We start from the raw sequence: 17,774 nt of genomic DNA, 5'->3' as shown, positions 1-17,774 counted from the left end.
AGAACTATGTGGACAAAGTGTCTCCAAATCGTTTGTCTCTAACCTAATTGAAAAGCTCGATCCAGTTGTTAAGGAGTGGGCAAATCGTCCACTCAGTCTTACCTATTATCCTTATCTTTACGTAGATGCCATGTATATTAAAGTGCGGGAAGGGGATCGTGTTGTATCTAAAGCGGTGTATATCGCTATGGCCTTAAGTAAACAAGGTAAGCGGGAAATCATCGGTTTAAAAGTGAGCCATCAAGAGACTTTTGTTGCCTGGCAAGAGTTCTTACAAGAGCTAAAAGCTCGGGGAATCCAATCTCCCAAGCTAATTATTTCTGATGCTCATGAAGGCCTAAAGAAAGCCATTGCCCAAGAATTTTTAGGCACTTCCTGGCAACGCTGCACTGTACATCTTAAACGAAATATTTTCTCTCACCTTCCCAAAAAAGATACACAAGAGTTTCGTGCTCAGGTAATAAGGATTTTTCGTGCCACTACAATTGATGATGCACGTCAGTTTTTGGACGACGTCCAAAAAGGTTTCGAAGATGATGTCAAATACCACAAAGCATTAAAGGTACTGGAAGAGGGCTTCGAGGATGCCATCCAATACTTAAGCTTTCCACTAACTATCCATCGATTTATTAATTCCACTAACGCATTGGAGCGAGTAAACCAGGAAGTGCGCAGAAGAGAACGTGTTATTCGGGTATTCCCAAATACAAATTCAGCGTTCCGGTTAATTGGAGCTGTTTTAATGGACATCGATGAACAATATAAGTGGAAAAATCCACTGAATAGAAAACTATAAATAATGAATTTCAGCAACTAATGATTGCCCAGTAATTTTACACAAGATTATGGACTTGACTGCTTTATTTCGTTATTGATATCAAAATGGCTATATAGGTGTAAAGGAATGTCATTTTACATGTATAGGATAGCTTTCTACATAATGCCCAATCAATATACCCGGCGTTATCCCTATTATTTCCAACTGAAATATGACTGTAATGTAACTGTAAAGTTTAGATTAATAGATTTCTGATATAGTAAGTCTTGTGTTAAATAATAATGTTTAGTCACTGGTTAAGAAGAAGAGTTATTCAAGAACGCATCCAAGACTCTACACATAAATCTATGAGGTGAATAATGAAGAAACGAATCATTCAGATACTAGTTGCCGTGTTAATTCTATCCATTGCCCCGTTTGCAGCTCCGCAAGCGAAAGCCGCAACACCAGACGATGTTGCATCCTACGCAAAAAAATTCCTTGGCGTACCATACCGCTTCGGCGGAACCACACCATCAGGATTCGATTGCTCAGGATATATCAGATATGTATTCAATCATTTTAATATAGATCTACCACGTACTTCCGCTGAACAATACAACGTTGGATCATCGGTAAGTAAAAGTGATTTGCAACCTGGAGATTTAGTATTCTTCAAGAATACGTACAAAAAAGGAATCTCTCATACTGGAATTTATCTTGGAAATGGTAACGTAATCTCCGCTGAAAATGAAGGCATTGCAATCTCGAATATCAACACTAACCCTTATTGGGGACCACGTTATGCAGGAGCAAAAAGACTTTCTCAGGTAAAAGAAAGTTTACCTCCAGTAACGAACGGACAATTCGCAGATGTAAGTTCCACTCACCCAGCGCATATCGCAATTAGAGAGTTGAACATCGGTGGCATCGTAAATGGTTTTGAAAACCAAGAATTCCGTCCAAACGAATCCGTAACACGTGGACAAGCTGCCGCTATGATCAACCGGACATTAAATCTTAAAGCAACAAAAGCAGTTAAATTCTCTGATGTAGCTTCTAACCATTCATTTGCTAACGATATTGCAGCAATGAACGAAGCGGGCATCCTTAAAGGTTACACAAATGGACGATTCGGAATGTACGATACACTTACTAAATCACAGCTTGCTGTTATTTTAGATCGAGCTTTCAAGACGTCAGAAGCATCCGATGAATTGGTACACACAGCCTCTATTAAATACTATGATGTTGCCGCATCATATTGGGCATTTGAACCAATCGTCGCCTTGAAAGCAATCGACCAAACTTCCTTATTCCAAACTTCGAATTTCCAAGTGGACGCTGAAACGTCCCGTGCAGAATTCTCTGCAGCTTTATATAGTGCAATGTCTATCAACTGATTTAGAAGAGAGTCGTTCAATTTGGATGACTCTCTTTTTTTATTAAATACCCAAAAGTCTATCTATTAAACTTCTTTTTTTGTAAAATATGAATAATGTAACTTGAAGGGAGAAAAACATGAGAATTGTTGCGAAAAGACTATTCATGTCGATACTTACTGCTATATTAGTAGTTTCACTATTGCCTATGTCAGCTATGGCAGGTGATGAGGAATTGGTGGGGATCACTCTCCAAAAAGAAATGCAGGCAATGATTGATCAGGGTATCATTCAAGGATTCGATAATGAAATGTATTATCCACGTAAAACAGTCACAAGAGGCCAGTTTGCAACCTTCCTAATGCGTGCTTTAGAGTTGGAGGAAGCTACAGGGTCCTATCCGGACGTAGCGAATAGTTCCGCACTCGCTAAAGGAATCTATGCCGCCTCTGAAGCAGGCTTGATGAATGGCTACTCTGACGGTCGTTTCGGACCATATGACGAGATTAACCGTGAGCAACTTGCCATTGTTGTCGAAAATGTACTTGGAAAATTGAATATGAAATCTGATATGAAGACAATTGAATTTACCGACAAAGCTGATTTTACTTCTTCCAGTGCAGTCCGCTCTGTCTATTACGCTGCCTACTTTGAAATTTTAAGCGGAATTCCAAATGGAGATGGTACATTCAGTTACAATTCTAAAGGAAACGCTGAACGTCAACACGCTGCAAAGGTAATCTATCAATTGCTTGCTGCGATTGAAAATTTTGAACAGCCTCCAGTGGAGCAACCACCTGTGGAACAACCGCCAGTGGAACAACCTCCAGCAGAACCGCCTGTTGATCCGAGCGTGTTCCAAATTGCTACCATTCAAAATGGTGCATTAGTAAAAGACTCTAAGACATACACAGATTATGACACGGCCGCGGAAGCATTCAAAAACAACACAAATGCACAAGGTCTTTACAAAGGAAATGAACTGATCCGTATCAAGATCGGGATGGCCTACGCTGCTGATACAAAGGCAAATACAGCAAGTATTTATGAAGACCCGACTTTCAAGAAACAAGCTACGTACATTGTAGAAGGACGCGAACTACGTTATATTGACGCCAATGCAGATTTCGTTAAAGTTCAAGTAGCTGGTACAGTCGGCTTTATGAAGCATAGTGAAGTAGAGATGATTCCTCTTTCATTAGTAAAAGGCCGGGATTACTACGTAAAAAATGATTACGGCACAATTACGCATTACACATACAATTACCTTTCGAATAGCTATGGAGGTTACCAAATTGGAACCGGTCCTTCCACAATGGAACGTCATGTGAAATACTACAGCTATGACGGCATCCATTTCGCAAATGATAAAGGACAATTGCAATTCACGTTCTATCCGTATTTCCAATACTTGAATATTCGTTCCAATACGAATTATACAGCGGAAGAATTAGATTCTTATATCACAACCCGTTTGGCAGAACTTGAAGCGACGGGCCTGACAAGATATAAGAATGCGACAACTATTTCTAAACTTATCGGTATGGGAAGCTATATCAAACAAATGGAAACGGACTACAAAGTAAACAGTCTATTCATTTTAGCTGCTGCCATTCACGAGAGTGACTATGGAATGAGTGGTAACGCCCAAAACAAAAATAACCTGTTCGGAATTAAAGTGTATGACAGCGATCCGAATGCAGGCGAGAAGTACGTACGACCAGAAAACAGTATCTTGGCATTCGTGAACCAATACATCAATGCCAACTATGCACCACCAATTGGCTTGCGTGCCATGGGAGCTGTACCGGGCAATAAAACATCCGGATTCAATGTAAACTACGCGGCGGACCCAAACTGGGGAGCTAAAATTGCAGGTCACATGTGGAGAGCGGATATTGCGCTTGGCAATAAAGACATGAGATTCTATCAATTAGGGATGACCAACACATCCGCATCGTTGAATGTACGGTCTGCTCCAGATCCAAACACATCCAACGTACTATTCACATACAGACCGAAAAACCTTGGCTTCAACAACGGATTTGGCTATCCAGTGGTCATTGTTGATGAAGCAGTAGGTACAGACGGTGCCGTATGGTACAAAGTCTTATCCGATCTAACCAGTTCAGATTATGGTTGGATACACTCAGCTTATGTAAATAAAATCACTTATTAATAAGGAAGCCTCACCGATGGTTGGTGAGGCTATTTCTATGGAAATTTTTAACGTTTTTCAATTTTGGGTTGAGGTTTTACAACAAGAGAATATGATTTTACAACTAAGGAAAAAGATTTTACAACTTTGACTTGAGGTTTTACAACAAGAGGACCATGATTTTAATGCTCACGAAATGAAAGGGGAGGACTTTGTCCCTAATTCTGTAGTGTAAATCAAAAAAAGAGCCAACTCATAAGAGTTAGCCCCGTTTCACCATACGAAGTAAACGATTAAATCCAACCGGATATGCCACTTTCAGAACTACTGCATAAACAATCATTCCAAGTGGCACCAATACCGCAAGCTCCACCAATGGATACCATGTCGAAGCACCGGCTAATACCTTTGCTCCCCAAACAACCAATCCCATAGCAATCGCTGGGACGACCACTCGTCCACTCATACGCATGAACCGTTTAAACTCCGACATTCCTAAGTCCTTATAAACAACAATCATGGAAACAGTAAAGTAATAGATGGAAACAACAGAAGCGGACAAGGCTAATGCTGGATACCCGAAGTCATCGACAAACAGCCAGTTCATGATGTAATTGACGACAATGGTTGTAACCGAAATCCTGAATACAACTGCCGTCTTTCCTCTGGCATACATCGATTTGGATAACATCAATTGCATTCCTTGGAAGACGATGATTGGCAAGTATAAAAGTAGAGCTACATATACCAATTGTGTGTCTGTAGCTGTAAAGGCGCCTCGTTCATAGATGAATTCGATCACGGCGTCACCGACAATTCCTAATCCAACGGCGATTGGAAGAAGTGTTACAAATGATAATTCCATTCCTCGGAAGAATGTTCCTTTGAACTCATCTAATTTGTCGACTTGCTCACTCATTAACGTAAATATAATAGCAGCTAATGTAGTTCCGTAAATTGCTGTTGGAATACTCGTAATCAAGGAAGAATAACTCAGGATGGTTACTGGACCATCGCCGATTCCAGATGCAAAATACCTATTAACAAATAGATTCACTTGGCCGACTACAGAATTCAATAATGAAGGGATGATCAGTACAATAAAAGCTTTTCTAAAGTCGCTCTCCATCTTCGTATCCGGACGCCAATGGTAATCAGACCTGATTAAGTAAAACGTTTGGATCAATGCCCCAACAACTGTCCCGAAAACAAAACCATTAGCGACTGCATAGATTCCCCAAATATCACTGAAGAACAATGCAAACAAAGCTGAGAACAAAGTTGCCAACAACTTAGCCAACTGGGAAGGAACGAAAATCCTCCTTGACTGCAAATACGATTCCAACAATCCACTTAATGCAATCATCGTCATGAAAGCAAAAAAGATCTGCGTAATATTAACTGCGATTACCTCAACTTCAGCAGACATGTTACCGTAAATGAATGGAACAAATGCTTCGGCAAATATCCATCCGACCACACTGATCATGGCAAACAAAATCATCGTCCAGTTCAACAATGCATTGGCATTCGAATCGCCAGCACCTTCTGTCCGACGCTTCACATACATCGGCAAGAACACATTATTAAAACCGGTCGCAATCATAGCTACAACTAAGGTAATGAAGCCGAATGCTAAGTTATAGCCGTCGGTTTCTGCGGATATTCCGAACTGCTTGGCGATGACCGATTCGCGAATAAAACCGGAAAGTTTTAATAACAAGGCCAGGGCAGTAGTCCAGAGAGCGGCTTTCTTTAAACTTGCCATTTTTTCACCTACTTAGAAAAGCTCCCCGCATTGCGCAAGGAGCTTCGAATTAGTTCTTCAATGCTTTCATATAGATCTCTTCATATTTTTCAGCTGCTGCAAAGTGGGAGTATTCCTCCACAATCTTTTGACGCGCCGTCTCTGCCAGTTGTTCTCCCTTTTCAGGGTTATCCAATAAGTAAACCATTGCTTCGGAGAACGCTTCGACATTACGATCCGGAACTAAAATCCCGTCAACTCCATCATTTACGATTTCTTTCAATCCGCCAACTGCACAAGCGATCAAAGGCACTCCGGAACCCATTGCTTCCAACGCCGAAATCGAAGTCGCTTCCTCAACCCCAGCCGAATAGACGGAAGGTACGAGGACGATATCACTCATCGCGTAATATTCAACCATGTCTTTGTGGTCAACAGCGCCGAGTAATGTCACATGATCGGAAATGCCAAGTTCGGCAGATTTCGACTTTAGTTCCTCCATCAATTCCCCAGTACCAGCAAAAACGACACGTGCATTTGGGTGTTTTTCCAATACCGCCGGCAATGAAAGAACCGGGTAAATGACACCATTCTTATGATTCAAACGACGTGGAACGAAGAAAATCTTTTCATCCAAGCTAAATCCATACTTTTTACGGAACTCTTCGCATCGTTCAACTTCAGGTTTAAAAGCTTCAACGTCGATGAAGTTTTTTATCATATGTCCTTCGACGCCTGTTTCTTTCTTCACATAATTTTTAATCCGTGTATCTACAGTTATAACCGCACGAGTAGCAGTGTAGCCGACACGCTCGACGGCCAATAGCCGATCCGCATGTTTGCTGCCTTCAGCCACAGCCCCTCTGGAAATTCCCTCGTAAGTCAAATAACCATGAGTAGTCGTAACAGTAGGGAGACCAGCTGCAATGGAAGCACGTGTCGCAAATACGTCCTGGGCATTGACGATGTCATACTGCTTGTACTTTTCTTGGCTTAACATATTCTCCAAGAACTTCTGTCTACGTTCTAATGTCCAGTGGTACCCCGCACCTTTGGAAATTTTATTCAAAATGAACGATGGACCTCGTGCAATTAAATATTGCTTCCATTTTGGAACATCAGTGAACGACAAAGTATCCACTGTATGGCCTCGAGATTCCAGACCGGTCTTCAATGTTGTCATATGTGTAGATAACCCGCCTAAGTGCGGATAATCGTATGAAGTGGCGAGCAAAATTTTCAAAGCAAATAACTCCTTTTATTTCACAAATTTCTCTTTCAAAAGATCCAAATTGCGCATCGCTTCAGCGCGAAGTTTAGCGACATTCGGTTCGATTATCGCTTGCGCTTCTTCTTTATTGTCTAATAAGTAAAGAGCGTTCTCCAACATCTTCTCTTGATCAATTTCACCAAGAGGGAAGGAATAATCCCACATACCCGAGCGTTTTAGAAAGCTTTCGACCTTCTTGTCATAGCTTAACCCTAAGTGGGGGACATTACTGAGAGCGGAGTAAATCAATGCATGTAATCGAAGTCCCATCGTCAAATCGGCATGACGGATAAAATTTAGGAACTCATTTGGTGAGAAATCAGAACCAAGGATATACGTTTTGTCTCCATGTTCCATCTTACTCAAAACCTCATTGGAAGCAGGTACATCATACTTTCCTTCCATTGGAACGAAAATAGGGGTAACGCCACGCTGTTCAATAAATCGGTCAAGTACCCAAGCAAGCTTGTCCATATACTCTGGATGTTCAAACCAAGGACGCACAGTGACAGCGACTATCTTTTCGTCTCCCTTTAATGGAAGAGACTGATAAGCACGGTCTTCTTTGTCCGCACGGAACGCAAACACGATATCAGCAGTCACGACAGTTTCAGGACGAGTAACACCCAACTTGTGGAGATAATCCTTCGAATACTGATCACGTACCGTCACAAAGTCAGCCATATTGGCGAATACCTTCATGAGGATCTTGCCCCAAGTGGAGTTTACTGGACCAATCCCTTGCGAGAAGAACATAACCTTCGTTCCGCAAAGTTTGGCTAAGAAAACAATGAGTAAGTAATAAGGAAGTGGACCGAACAAGAATTTCGTTGGATATGTATCTTGCAGTAAGCCGCCACCACCGGAAATCAGCAGATCAGCTTTACGCAATGCCTTCACTTTTTCCTTATTTTGATGGCGCCATCCGCGGTAAACGGATTTTACATTATGTTCCGCCGCTGTTTTATCGGGTGATAAGGAGAACACGGTGATATCCGGGTTATCCAATTCCAAACGCAGGTTATCGACAATCGATTTCAAAATCGCCTCGTCCCCTGTATTTCCAAGGCCATAAAAGCCTGATAGTACAATCTTCAATGAATGTTTCCTCCTCTAAAAAGTGTAAAGCATAAAGAAGCTGCCTTCACTTTATATTAGCGGAAGGCGGTGACTCCAGCGGAAAAAGCAAGGAAACCGAGACCCTGGACGGAGCGATCTGGGTAGGAAGGCTAATTACGCCGCGTCCTGCGGCAACGCCTTCATGACCAACTTCGTGTTGTCCCGAAGCGGCTTGGTGCTTGCCCGCGGAAAGCATCCGCCTGCAGCGAATAAGTATGATGCAAAACAAAAGCTCCCACGCTAAGGTGAAAGCATTCTTAGCCAAATTTTATCACCTATCCCGTAGGCTGTGCAACCAAATAGGGAATCTGCTATACTTATACAATTGAAAATCAATTGAATTGGAGTAGTTCATAATGAAAGAAACATACTTAGGTGTGGATGTTTCACCTCTTACATATGAAGGAATACTAACAGAGTTGAGGAAGCGGATGGCAAACCACCAACAATCCACAATCATCGCAGTCAACCCTGAAAAAGTCATGACCGCCCAAAAGGATCCTCAAGTAAAAGAACTCATCAATAATTCGACCTTTCAAATTGCAGACGGTGTAGGAATCCTTCTCGCCTCTAAATTACAGAAGGGGAGTATCCAATCCCGGGTCACCGGTGTAGACATGATGGAGCGTCTCCTCAAATTCGCTGCAGAAGAAAATCATCCGGTCTACTTCTACGGAGCGAAAGAGGAAGTCGTTACTAAAGCCATTTCTAAAATAAAGGACAATTTTCCATCCATAAAGGTTGCAGGGTACACAAATGGTTATGAAAAGGACGAAGCTGCCCTTGTCCAACGCATTAAAGATAGCGGTGCAGAAATTATTTTCGTAGCCCTTGGCAGCCCTAAACAGGAATTATGGATTAAAAGGAACATGAACGCTTTGAATAACGTCTTAGTATTCCAAGGGGTAGGTGGGAGCTTCGACGTATTCTCTGGAATGGTGAAGAGAGCACCTGCATCATTCCGCAAACTGGGGATCGAATGGTTGTATAGGCTATTAAGTGACCCAAAAAGAATAAAGCGGCAGATGAATTTACCGAAGTTTCTTTTGAAAGTTATATTTAATAGGAAATAACTCCTGTTCAGGACAAACCTTGGTAGTACAATCTCACATTAATTGGCAATATTACGTTTTGAACGATTTTGTAACACAATAACTATGGAATATGAGTTAAAATTAAAAATGTTAATGAATGAAATAACACTATTTGTAAATGTAATTCATGTTTAGATCAAAGGAGCATCATCCATATGAAAAAGTCAATTACCGTTGTTGGTCTTGGCTATATCGGCCTTCCGACAGCAGTCATGTTTGCAAATCATGGACATCAAGTACACGGCGTAGATATTAACGAAAAAGCCGTGGACATGATCAATCATAAGAAATTACATATCGAGGAAAAAGGTTTACAGGAAATGCTGAATACTGCGGTTGATGCTAAATCATTTACAGCAGCCACTTCTCCTAAAAAAGCGGACGTATTCATTATCGCGGTTCCTTCTCCCATCAAAGTGGACAAGACTGCCGACCTTGAATATGTTCGGAGTGCGACAGCTTCCATCGTTCCTTACCTTGAAAAAGGAAACTTGGTCATTCTTGAATCCACTGTACCACCACGTACAGTTGAGGATGTTATGATGCCAGAACTAGTCAAATCTGGTCTGAAAATCGGGGAAGAGCTATTCGTTTCCCATTCACCTGAGCGTGTCATCCCTGGCCGTGTATTCGAAGAATTGATTTCCAACGACCGGATTATCGGTGGAATCAACCCGGAATCTGCAACAATGACGACTGAACTCTATAAGTCATTTGTCCAAGGGACGATGCACGAAACAGACGCAACGACAGCGGAACTCGTAAAAGTTATGGAAAACACATACCGTGACGTGAACATTGCTTTCGCCAATGAATTGGCAAAAATTGCACAACGAATCGGTGTGAACGTTTGGGAAGCAATCAAGTTGGCCAACTTCCATCCGCGTGTTAACATCCACCAACCGGGCCCTGGTGTCGGTGGTCACTGTATCGCAGTAGACCCTTGGTTCTTAGTGGAACTTGATCCAGAACAAGCGCAAATGATCCACCTTGCCCGTAAAACAAACGATGGAATGCCATCATACACCGCACAACTGACTGCGGAAATTCTGAATGCTAAAGGAATCAAAGATCCAAAGGTTGCTGTATTCGGCTTAGCATTCAAAGGAAACATTGACGATATGCGAGAAAGCCCCTCTGTTGATGTGGTCAATCAATTGCTCATTCGTCAATTGAACATCAAAGCTTACGATCCACATATTAAAGAAAGTAAATTACCGGATCAGACGCAATCTCAAGAAGATGCACTCAAAGATGCCTCAGCTATCCTGATTTTGACTGCTCATGATGAATTCATGACTTTAAATCCTGAGCTAATAAAAGACCAAATGACAAACCATATCATTATCGATACGAAGAACATCATCGATCGTGAAAAATGGGAAGCAGCCGGCTTTGATGTGTATCTTTTAGGCGATTCCAAAAACTAAGGAGGAACCAACGATGAAAAAAGTGCGTAAAGCGATTATTCCCGCTGCCGGGCTTGGAACACGGTTCCTCCCAGCAACAAAAGCAATGCCGAAGGAAATGCTTCCAATCGTCGACAAGCCGACAATTCAGTACATTGTGGAAGAAGCCATTAAATCGGGTATTGAAGATATCATTATCGTTACCGGTAAGGATAAGCGTGCCATCGAAGATCATTTCGATACAGCACCACTTCTTGAACATACTCTTGAAGAGAAGAAGAAGTTCGAATTACTTTTAGAGGTTCAAAACTCCGGTAAAGTGGAAATCCACTATATCCGTCAGAAGGCTCCGCTTGGATTGGGACATGCCGTCTGGACTGCCCGGAAGTTTATCGGTGACGAGCCGTTTGCCGTTCTTCTCGGTGACGATATAGTCGATGCTGAAGTACCTTGCTTACGTCAACTGATGAACCAATATGAAGAAACCCAATCATCCGTTATTGGTGTTATGGAAGTGCCTGAGTCAGAAACACACAGATACGGCATTATCGATCCGTCTGAGCAAATCGGTAGTTTATACAAGGTAGACAAATTCGTCGAGAAACCTAAACAAGGTACTGCTCCCTCCAACATGGCGATCATTGGGCGATACGTCTTCACTCCTGAAATTTTCAAGTATCTCGATGAGATGGAAATCGGAGCGGGTGGAGAGATCCAGTTGACCGACGCAATCGAAAAACTGAATAACGAACAATCGGTTTATGCGTACGCGTTCGAAGGCAACCGCTATGATGTAGGGGAGAAGCCAGGATTCATCGAAACGACGATTGAATTCGCGCTTCAACGTCCTGAGTTGAGAGAGCAATTAATAGACTTTATGGAACAGAAAATTAAAGAGTATCGATAACACATCGCCACCAGCGATGTGTTTCTTTTAAGGAGACTAATCGATGAAAATCTTATTAGTCGCGAACATGTATCCGTCCGAACAATTTCCAAGCTACGGAGTGTTCGTGCAAAACGTAGAAAACATCTTGAAGGACGAAGGGTTCGAGGTGGACAGGGCTGTCCTACAAAAAAAGACGTCGAAAGTAGGAAAACTTTCCGGTTACGCTGCATACTATAGTAAAGTTGTGTCAAAAGGGCTTTCCGGCAACTACGATGCAATTTACGTCCATTACGCAGCACATAACGCATTACCACTTCTTTTACTAAAGAAACTGAAACCATCCGTCAAAATTGTGACGAATGTCCACGGCAGTGACGTTGTACCGGAAGTATCTTCACAGGAAAAGTACCAACCATATGTAAAAGAGTTATTGAGTAAATCATCACTCATAATCACACCTTCCCATTACTACGAATCACTCGTTAAAGAAAAATATGGTGTCAAAACTCCAATCCGGGTATTCCCTTCAGGCGGGGTCAACAAAAATGTGTTCCGTCCGATGAAAGCGAATAAAGACCAGCTACAAAAAGAACTAAAGCTTGACCCTAACTTCCGCTATTTCGGTTTTGTCGGCAGACTTGATGTCGGCAAAGGGTGGGATCATTACGTAAACGCCATCCAAATGTATTTCGAAGAAAAGCCGGAAGAAAAGCACCGCACCAAATTTATCGTAGTTGGTTCTGGAAAAGATGAAGGACATTTTAAGGACCTTGTCGAAAAACACAACTTAGGGGACTCGATTGTCCATTACCCACTCATGAAACAGACCGATCTTGCAAAAATCTATAACGTCATCGAAGCATTCGTCTTCCCTACGACACGTAAAGGCGAGAGCTTAGGACTTGTCGGTTTGGAAGCAATGGCTTGTGGAACACCAATCATTGCGTCAGCAATTGGCGGAATATTGGATTATGTAAAAGATAACGAAAATAGTTGGCTTTTCGAACCGGGTAATCCCCAAGCCTTAAAAGATCTGCTCATCCATTTTGATTCACTTACAGAAGTTCAAAGACAAACCGTTGCAACTAAAGCTTATGAAACCTCCCTCGAATATGAAGTCGAGGCGATCAAACCAAAACTCTCAAAAATCTTCAATGAATTCTCACGAAACTAATGAAAGAGGAAATTTACCTACCATGAATCAAACAAAATTCTTAGTTTACTTCGTAGCATTCCTGATTCTTCAGCCAATTATCGATGTATTGACGGCTGCATCATTATTATTACTAAATTTGAATATTACATTTGGGACAATCATAAGATTCCTTTATATGGCCTTGTCCGGCGTATTCCTAATTTACATGGCACGGAAAAGCAAACTTTCTAAATGGTATGTGTTCTATTTAATCGGACTTGCAGCCATCATTGTCATTAATATCGCACTCAACATGAACGTGAAAGATCCGTACTATCTTTTCCAGGAATTAAAGTTCTTCAATAAGGTTGTATACTTCCATGTTGTCTTTTTGGGACTTGTCATCGTCTACAAACAATTGAAAGAACGTTCTTGGGATATCGAGAAAAACACCACAAAATACATTTGGCTTTCTGGGATTATAATCGGAGCGGTATTCATCATTGCCCAAGTGACAGGAACAAGTTTGCCGAACTATGCTTATTACAAAGAAGGATATTCAGGCTGGTTCTTTGCTGGGAATGAAATTGGAGCCATCATGGCCATTGTTTTACCGATTGTTGCTCTATACGCAATTGAACGCACTGACAATCCAAAGAAACCTTGGCAATGGATTCCGTTCGTCATGGTATCTATGGGCATGTTAGGTTTAGGTACGAAGGTCGGTTACGGTGGAATTCTCGTCGTCTTACTTTCCGTTTTAATTGGAAGTGGGATAATGATGATCTTTATGAAAATGAAAACAAGACAAGTTAAGGCGAATCTAATTGTTTCATTTGCCCTGACACTCTTACTCATGTTGGTTACACCATTTACACCTGTCTTTGGAAATATGTATGCTCACTTAGATTTGCTCGATATCAATTTAAGTTGGGGAAATAGTGAAAACATTAAAGATGAAGATGATCCCGATGGTGAGAAAGAACCCGAGATTACAAAAGAACAATTTGAAAATTTGGTATTCAGCTCACGAGAAAAATACCTTGCGAATTTCAAGGAAGACTTTAATTCAGTTCCAATCACACAAAAACTATTCGGTATGGGCTTTGCAGGGAATTATGAAGTGCCAGAAGAAGGCAAAGATATAAAAATGATCGAAATGGATTTTCATGATCTATTCTTTTCATTTGGATGGATCGGTTTCCTTTATTTGATCTTCCCATTAGCATTTTACGCGATTAAATATGTAATCCACTTTGTACGAAATATAAAAACACACTTTTCTTACATTTACATTCTATATGGGGTTGCATTCTTGCTTGGAACGGGTATAGCATTTACAGCCGGTCATGTTCTTACTGCTCCTGCAGTATCTATTTACCTTGCATCTATTTTGGCTATGTTAGTCGTTCGAGAGAACTTAATTGACACAAAATAGCAATCTATGTTATTAAATATTCAGGTAATTCTATACGAAAGTAAAAAAATAGTTGATTTTACATCCAACTGTGTATAGAATTGCTTATGAAGGTTTAAATGTCTCTTCGTGTCTACTTTTGCGTTAAATCGTTCATAGATACATAGTTTATAAGTAATATGAACCAATTCTATGAAAATAGTAGCGCAAAACTGGATAAGTTGATACAATTTAAACTGTGAATTAATTTGTTTCGGCTTAACCAACCGATCCAAAATAAGAATTCAAACAAAACAGGGAGGAATTACAAATTATGGCTTATCAACCAAAGTCGTACAAAAAGTTCGTTGCAACTGCAGCGACAGCAACTTTAGTTGCATCTGCAATCGCTCCTGTAGCTTCGGCTGCAAGCTTCTCAGATGTTAACGATCGTTACAAAGAAGCAGTAGATTATCTTGCAGAGCGTGGAATTACTGAAGGATACCCTAACGGTAAATTCGGTACAAACGATCCTATCAAACGTCAAGATGCTGCTAAAATGATTGCAACAGCATTAGGTGCTACTCCAGACGGAGACTATCCTGATAAAGGATTCACAGATGTTCCTAAGAGCCACCTTTGGGCTGTAAACTTCTTAGCTGACAAAGGAATCGTATCTGGAAAAGGTGCTGGTAAATTCGCTTCTAACGAGTTCATGACTCGTGGAGAAATGGCGAAAGTAATCGCAAACGCTTATGAGTTAGTTGGCAACCCAGACAACGAATTCCCATTCACTGATGTATCTGACACATTTAAAAAATATGTTGATGCTTTAAATGAAGCTGGAATTGCTCAAGGTTATGAAAATTCTACTCAATTCGGTACTGGTGACAATGTCTTGCGTGGACAATTCGCATTATTCGTGCACCGTGCAGAAACTAATGTTCCTGCAGAAGTCGCCGTTTCATCTGTAACAGCTACAAATGCAAAAACATTAGCAGTAAACTTCAACAAACCAGTTGATACAACTAAAGCTGCATTTACAGTGAAAAAAGGAACAGTAACAACAAATGTTGCGAAAACTACATTCTCCGATGATAAGAAAACAGCTTACTTAGAACTTTCAAGCAAATTAACTGAAGGTGACTATACAGTTACAGTTTCTGGAGTTGCTGAAAAAGATCTTACAGGTACTTACAAAGCTGAAAACGAGAAAGTTACTGACATTAACCTACTTTCCGACAAAGCAATCATTGATACAACTACATCACCTGACACTGTAGTAGTAGCTTATGAAGTATTGAACCAATATGGAGAAAATATCACTAAAACAACTTCTCTAAATGCAGTAAGCAGCTTAGGTGTTGTTTCTCAAAACCCAACAAACGGAACACTTACTATTCCATTAAACAATGCTAAAGTAGGAGACAAGTTCACTCTATCTTTAGTTCATGTTGCAACTGGTGTTTCTGAAACAGCAACTTTAACAGTTTCTAACGAAGCACAAGCTTCGGAAGTGGATATCACATCACTTTATCATGAAACTAATAAAACATTAACTGCTGACGAAAGAAATGTAACTGATTATGCATTAGTAGTTGATGTAAAAGATCAATATGGAAATAGTGTAAGTGCAGCAAAAGCGAGAGCTGATTTACTTGTTCGTGTATCTGATCCTACAGTAGTAAGTGTTGATGGATACAATGCAGGTAACGCAACTGCAAACTTTACGACTATGAAAATTGATGGTGAAGATGTTACAGTTCTTAAACTTGCTGGCGGTCTAAAAGCTGGAAAATCTACTGTAACTTTGATTTCTAAATACACTGGTAAATCAGATTCCTATGAAATTACTGTAAACGAAGGATTGAAAGTTAATACATTAACTCTTTCTCAACCTGAATTGGCAGTAGCTGGCGAAACTGTTTCCATTCCTTTTTCAGCTACAGATATGTATGGTAATGCTATTTCAAGTGTAAATGCATTAAACGGTGGAGTTACATTTAGCGTGTCTGGCACTGGAAGTTTTGCAGCAAACGGTGGGGACTTAGATTTTGAAGTGAACTCTAAAGGCCAAACTGTATTGAATTTTGATTTACCTCAAGATGCACAAGGTAATGTTACAGTAACTGCGATTACTGAAAATCAAAAAGTATCTACTTTGACATTTGATGTAAAAGCTCTTGCAAAACCAGTAGCGATTACTGGAGTTAAATCTACTGTTTACACAAGTGTATTAAATTCTGGAGACTTAACATTTAAAGCTACTGATTTGATTGCAGAGGATCAGTATGGACGTACAATGTCTGGTGCTAAGTTGAAAAACTACTTAGGCAACACTGCATCTCCAGTTAATGGCGATTACTTTGTAGCTGTTTCAGAAGCTACAAATGGTGGTGGCGCGATTAACTTAACTGGTGCTACACGTTTAGGTAGCACAGGAGATACTGCTACTGTTGTAGATTCTTCTGCTCGCGGAACAGAAGGTCTTAACTTCGCTCTTGTTCAATATAATAGTGGATCATACGCTCCAGTAGTTGGAAGTGAATTCCAGCAATCTGTTAGAGTTGTAGAACAAAGTGATATTGTTTCATACGATATGGAAGATGTTCCCGCTCTATATGATGAAGCTGCAGCAGGTACTGTTGAAGCAGCTGATTACAATTATGAAGTGGAAGTATTTGGATTGCTTTCAAACGGTTCAAAAGTATTCGTACCAAACAATTACTATTCAGTGACAACGAATCACAATGCTCTTGATTATTCTGGTACTGAATTGAATGTTACAAGTGGAGATACAATTTCTTACGGAACTGCTACAGAAGTTACTTTACGTGCAACAGTTACAATCAACAATACTGGTGATGTAATCTCTAAAGATGTTAAAGTTTCTAAAGCTAAGCCAGTTGTAGCTGAGGTAGGTTATGACGCTGTAACCAATTCTTCTAAGGTTTCTTCAACTGATAATGGTTTCTTAATTGTTGCTACAGCTGCAGATGTCAATGCTGCATCTGACCACTTTGGACTATTAGAAGTTTATGATCAATATGGAGCTGAAGCAGTAATCGCATCTAACGGAATTGTTACTTTTGCAGATACTACTCAAACAGGAGTTGCAGCTACTGTAACATTCTCAAGCATTAAAGATGCTGATGGCGATAACTCCCTATCTGTAGTATCCAATGGTACATCTTCTGCGAACCTATCTGGTCTTGAAGTAGGAGATTCCTTCACTACTACAATTACATTTGCAAATGGTCAAAAAACTACTGCAAACGTTATTGTTAAGTAATTAAGTTACCTTAATATATAGGTATAACCAAAACCTCGAATGTGACACTCTTTAAAGTGTCCGCATTCGAGGTTTTTGTGTTTAATAAGCTTTATAAAGTAAATTAATTGTTGGTAACAAAGATTT

12 protein-coding genes are annotated in these 17,774 nt (G+C 40.5%); 9 read left to right on the top strand and 3 right to left on the bottom strand.

Going from position 1 to position 17,774, the window contains the following annotated elements; all coding sequences use genetic code 11:
* From ACFOZY_RS06130 to ACFOZY_RS06120, 3 genes are all read left to right on the top strand, one after another.
* The coding region (locus ACFOZY_RS06130) for an IS256 family transposase (protein ID WP_378153388.1) at positions 1 to 796 on the top strand (796 nt) is incomplete at its 5' end.
* A 341-nt stretch (positions 797 to 1,137) separates the two neighbouring features.
* Positions 1,138 to 2,160: a C40 family peptidase gene (locus ACFOZY_RS06125; RefSeq protein ID WP_378153385.1), complete on the top strand. Its 1,023-nt coding sequence runs from the start codon at positions 1,138 to 1,140 to the stop codon at positions 2,158 to 2,160.
* Between the two features lie 118 nt (positions 2,161 to 2,278).
* Positions 2,279 to 4,318 (top strand): S-layer homology domain-containing protein, encoded by a 2,040-nt coding sequence (locus ACFOZY_RS06120; protein WP_378153382.1) that lies wholly within the window; start codon positions 2,279 to 2,281, stop codon positions 4,316 to 4,318.
* A 241-nt stretch (positions 4,319 to 4,559) separates the two neighbouring features.
* Here ACFOZY_RS06120 and murJ read toward each other — a convergent pair whose 3' ends face one another.
* The 3 genes from murJ to csaB are packed head-to-tail and all read right to left on the bottom strand — an operon-like array spanning position 4,560 to position 8,412.
* Complete coding sequence (murJ, locus tag ACFOZY_RS06115; RefSeq protein ID WP_378153379.1) at positions 4,560 to 6,065, bottom strand: murein biosynthesis integral membrane protein MurJ; 1,506 nt, start codon at positions 6,063 to 6,065, stop codon at positions 4,560 to 4,562.
* A 49-nt stretch (positions 6,066 to 6,114) separates the two neighbouring features.
* Positions 6,115 to 7,287, bottom strand: a complete 1,173-nt coding sequence (locus ACFOZY_RS06110) for a glycosyltransferase family 4 protein (protein ID WP_378153376.1) — start codon at positions 7,285 to 7,287, stop codon at positions 6,115 to 6,117.
* Positions 7,288 to 7,302: 15 nt separating this feature from the next.
* Positions 7,303 to 8,412 carry a polysaccharide pyruvyl transferase CsaB gene (gene csaB, locus ACFOZY_RS06105; RefSeq protein WP_378153374.1) on the bottom strand — a complete coding sequence of 370 codons (1,110 nt, stop codon included), beginning with the start codon at positions 8,410 to 8,412 and terminating at the stop codon, positions 7,303 to 7,305.
* 377 nt (positions 8,413 to 8,789) lie between these two features.
* On the opposite strand from csaB, the gene ACFOZY_RS06100 reads away from it, so the two are divergent.
* From ACFOZY_RS06100 to ACFOZY_RS06075, 6 genes are all read left to right on the top strand, one after another.
* The gene (locus ACFOZY_RS06100) at positions 8,790 to 9,506 is read left to right on the top strand and encodes a WecB/TagA/CpsF family glycosyltransferase (protein WP_378153372.1); all 717 of its coding nucleotides are present in this window, start codon (positions 8,790 to 8,792) and stop codon (positions 9,504 to 9,506) included.
* Between the two features lie 176 nt (positions 9,507 to 9,682).
* Positions 9,683 to 10,957, top strand: a complete 1,275-nt coding sequence (locus ACFOZY_RS06095; protein WP_378153370.1) for a nucleotide sugar dehydrogenase — start codon at positions 9,683 to 9,685, stop codon at positions 10,955 to 10,957.
* 13 nt (positions 10,958 to 10,970) lie between these two features.
* Positions 10,971 to 11,843, top strand: a complete 873-nt coding sequence (gene galU / locus ACFOZY_RS06090; protein ID WP_378153368.1) for a UTP--glucose-1-phosphate uridylyltransferase GalU — start codon at positions 10,971 to 10,973, stop codon at positions 11,841 to 11,843.
* A gap of 43 nt (positions 11,844 to 11,886) precedes the next feature.
* Entirely contained in the window at positions 11,887 to 12,999 is a 1,113-nt protein-coding gene (locus tag ACFOZY_RS06085) for a glycosyltransferase family 4 protein (protein ID WP_378153366.1), read from the top strand.
* Between the two features lie 22 nt (positions 13,000 to 13,021).
* Positions 13,022 to 14,398: an O-antigen ligase family protein gene (locus ACFOZY_RS06080; protein ID WP_378153364.1), complete on the top strand. Its 1,377-nt coding sequence runs from the start codon at positions 13,022 to 13,024 to the stop codon at positions 14,396 to 14,398.
* Positions 14,399 to 14,690: 292 nt separating this feature from the next.
* Positions 14,691 to 17,648 (top strand): S-layer homology domain-containing protein, encoded by a 2,958-nt coding sequence (locus ACFOZY_RS06075; RefSeq protein ID WP_378153362.1) that lies wholly within the window; start codon positions 14,691 to 14,693, stop codon positions 17,646 to 17,648.
* Positions 17,649 to 17,774 lie beyond the last annotated feature (126 nt).

Source organism: Chungangia koreensis (assembly GCF_042651785.1).
Lineage (GTDB): Bacteria > Bacillota > Bacilli > Bacillales_A > Planococcaceae > Chungangia > Chungangia koreensis.
Note: the sequence above shows the minus strand (reverse complement) of the source record. Positions and strands in the feature narration are given on the sequence as shown.

What these genes read in the sequence shown, in the direction of transcription:
- ACFOZY_RS06075 (WP_378153362.1), top strand. Translation starts at nt 14,691, where the DNA reads ATGGCTTATCAACCAAAGTCGTACAAAAAGTTCGTTGCAACTGCAGCG.
- galU (WP_378153368.1), top strand. Translation starts at nt 10,971, where the DNA reads ATGAAAAAAGTGCGTAAAGCGATTATTCCCGCTGCCGGGCTTGGAACA.
- ACFOZY_RS06095 (WP_378153370.1), top strand. Translation starts at nt 9,683, where the DNA reads ATGAAAAAGTCAATTACCGTTGTTGGTCTTGGCTATATCGGCCTTCCG.
- murJ (WP_378153379.1), bottom strand. Translation starts at nt 6,065, where the DNA reads ATGGCAAGTTTAAAGAAAGCCGCTCTCTGGACTACTGCCCTGGCCTTG.
- ACFOZY_RS06125 (WP_378153385.1), top strand. Translation starts at nt 1,138, where the DNA reads ATGAAGAAACGAATCATTCAGATACTAGTTGCCGTGTTAATTCTATCC.
- ACFOZY_RS06100 (WP_378153372.1), top strand. Translation starts at nt 8,790, where the DNA reads ATGAAAGAAACATACTTAGGTGTGGATGTTTCACCTCTTACATATGAA.
- ACFOZY_RS06120 (WP_378153382.1), top strand. Translation starts at nt 2,279, where the DNA reads ATGAGAATTGTTGCGAAAAGACTATTCATGTCGATACTTACTGCTATA.
- ACFOZY_RS06080 (WP_378153364.1), top strand. Translation starts at nt 13,022, where the DNA reads ATGAATCAAACAAAATTCTTAGTTTACTTCGTAGCATTCCTGATTCTT.
- ACFOZY_RS06085 (WP_378153366.1), top strand. Translation starts at nt 11,887, where the DNA reads ATGAAAATCTTATTAGTCGCGAACATGTATCCGTCCGAACAATTTCCA.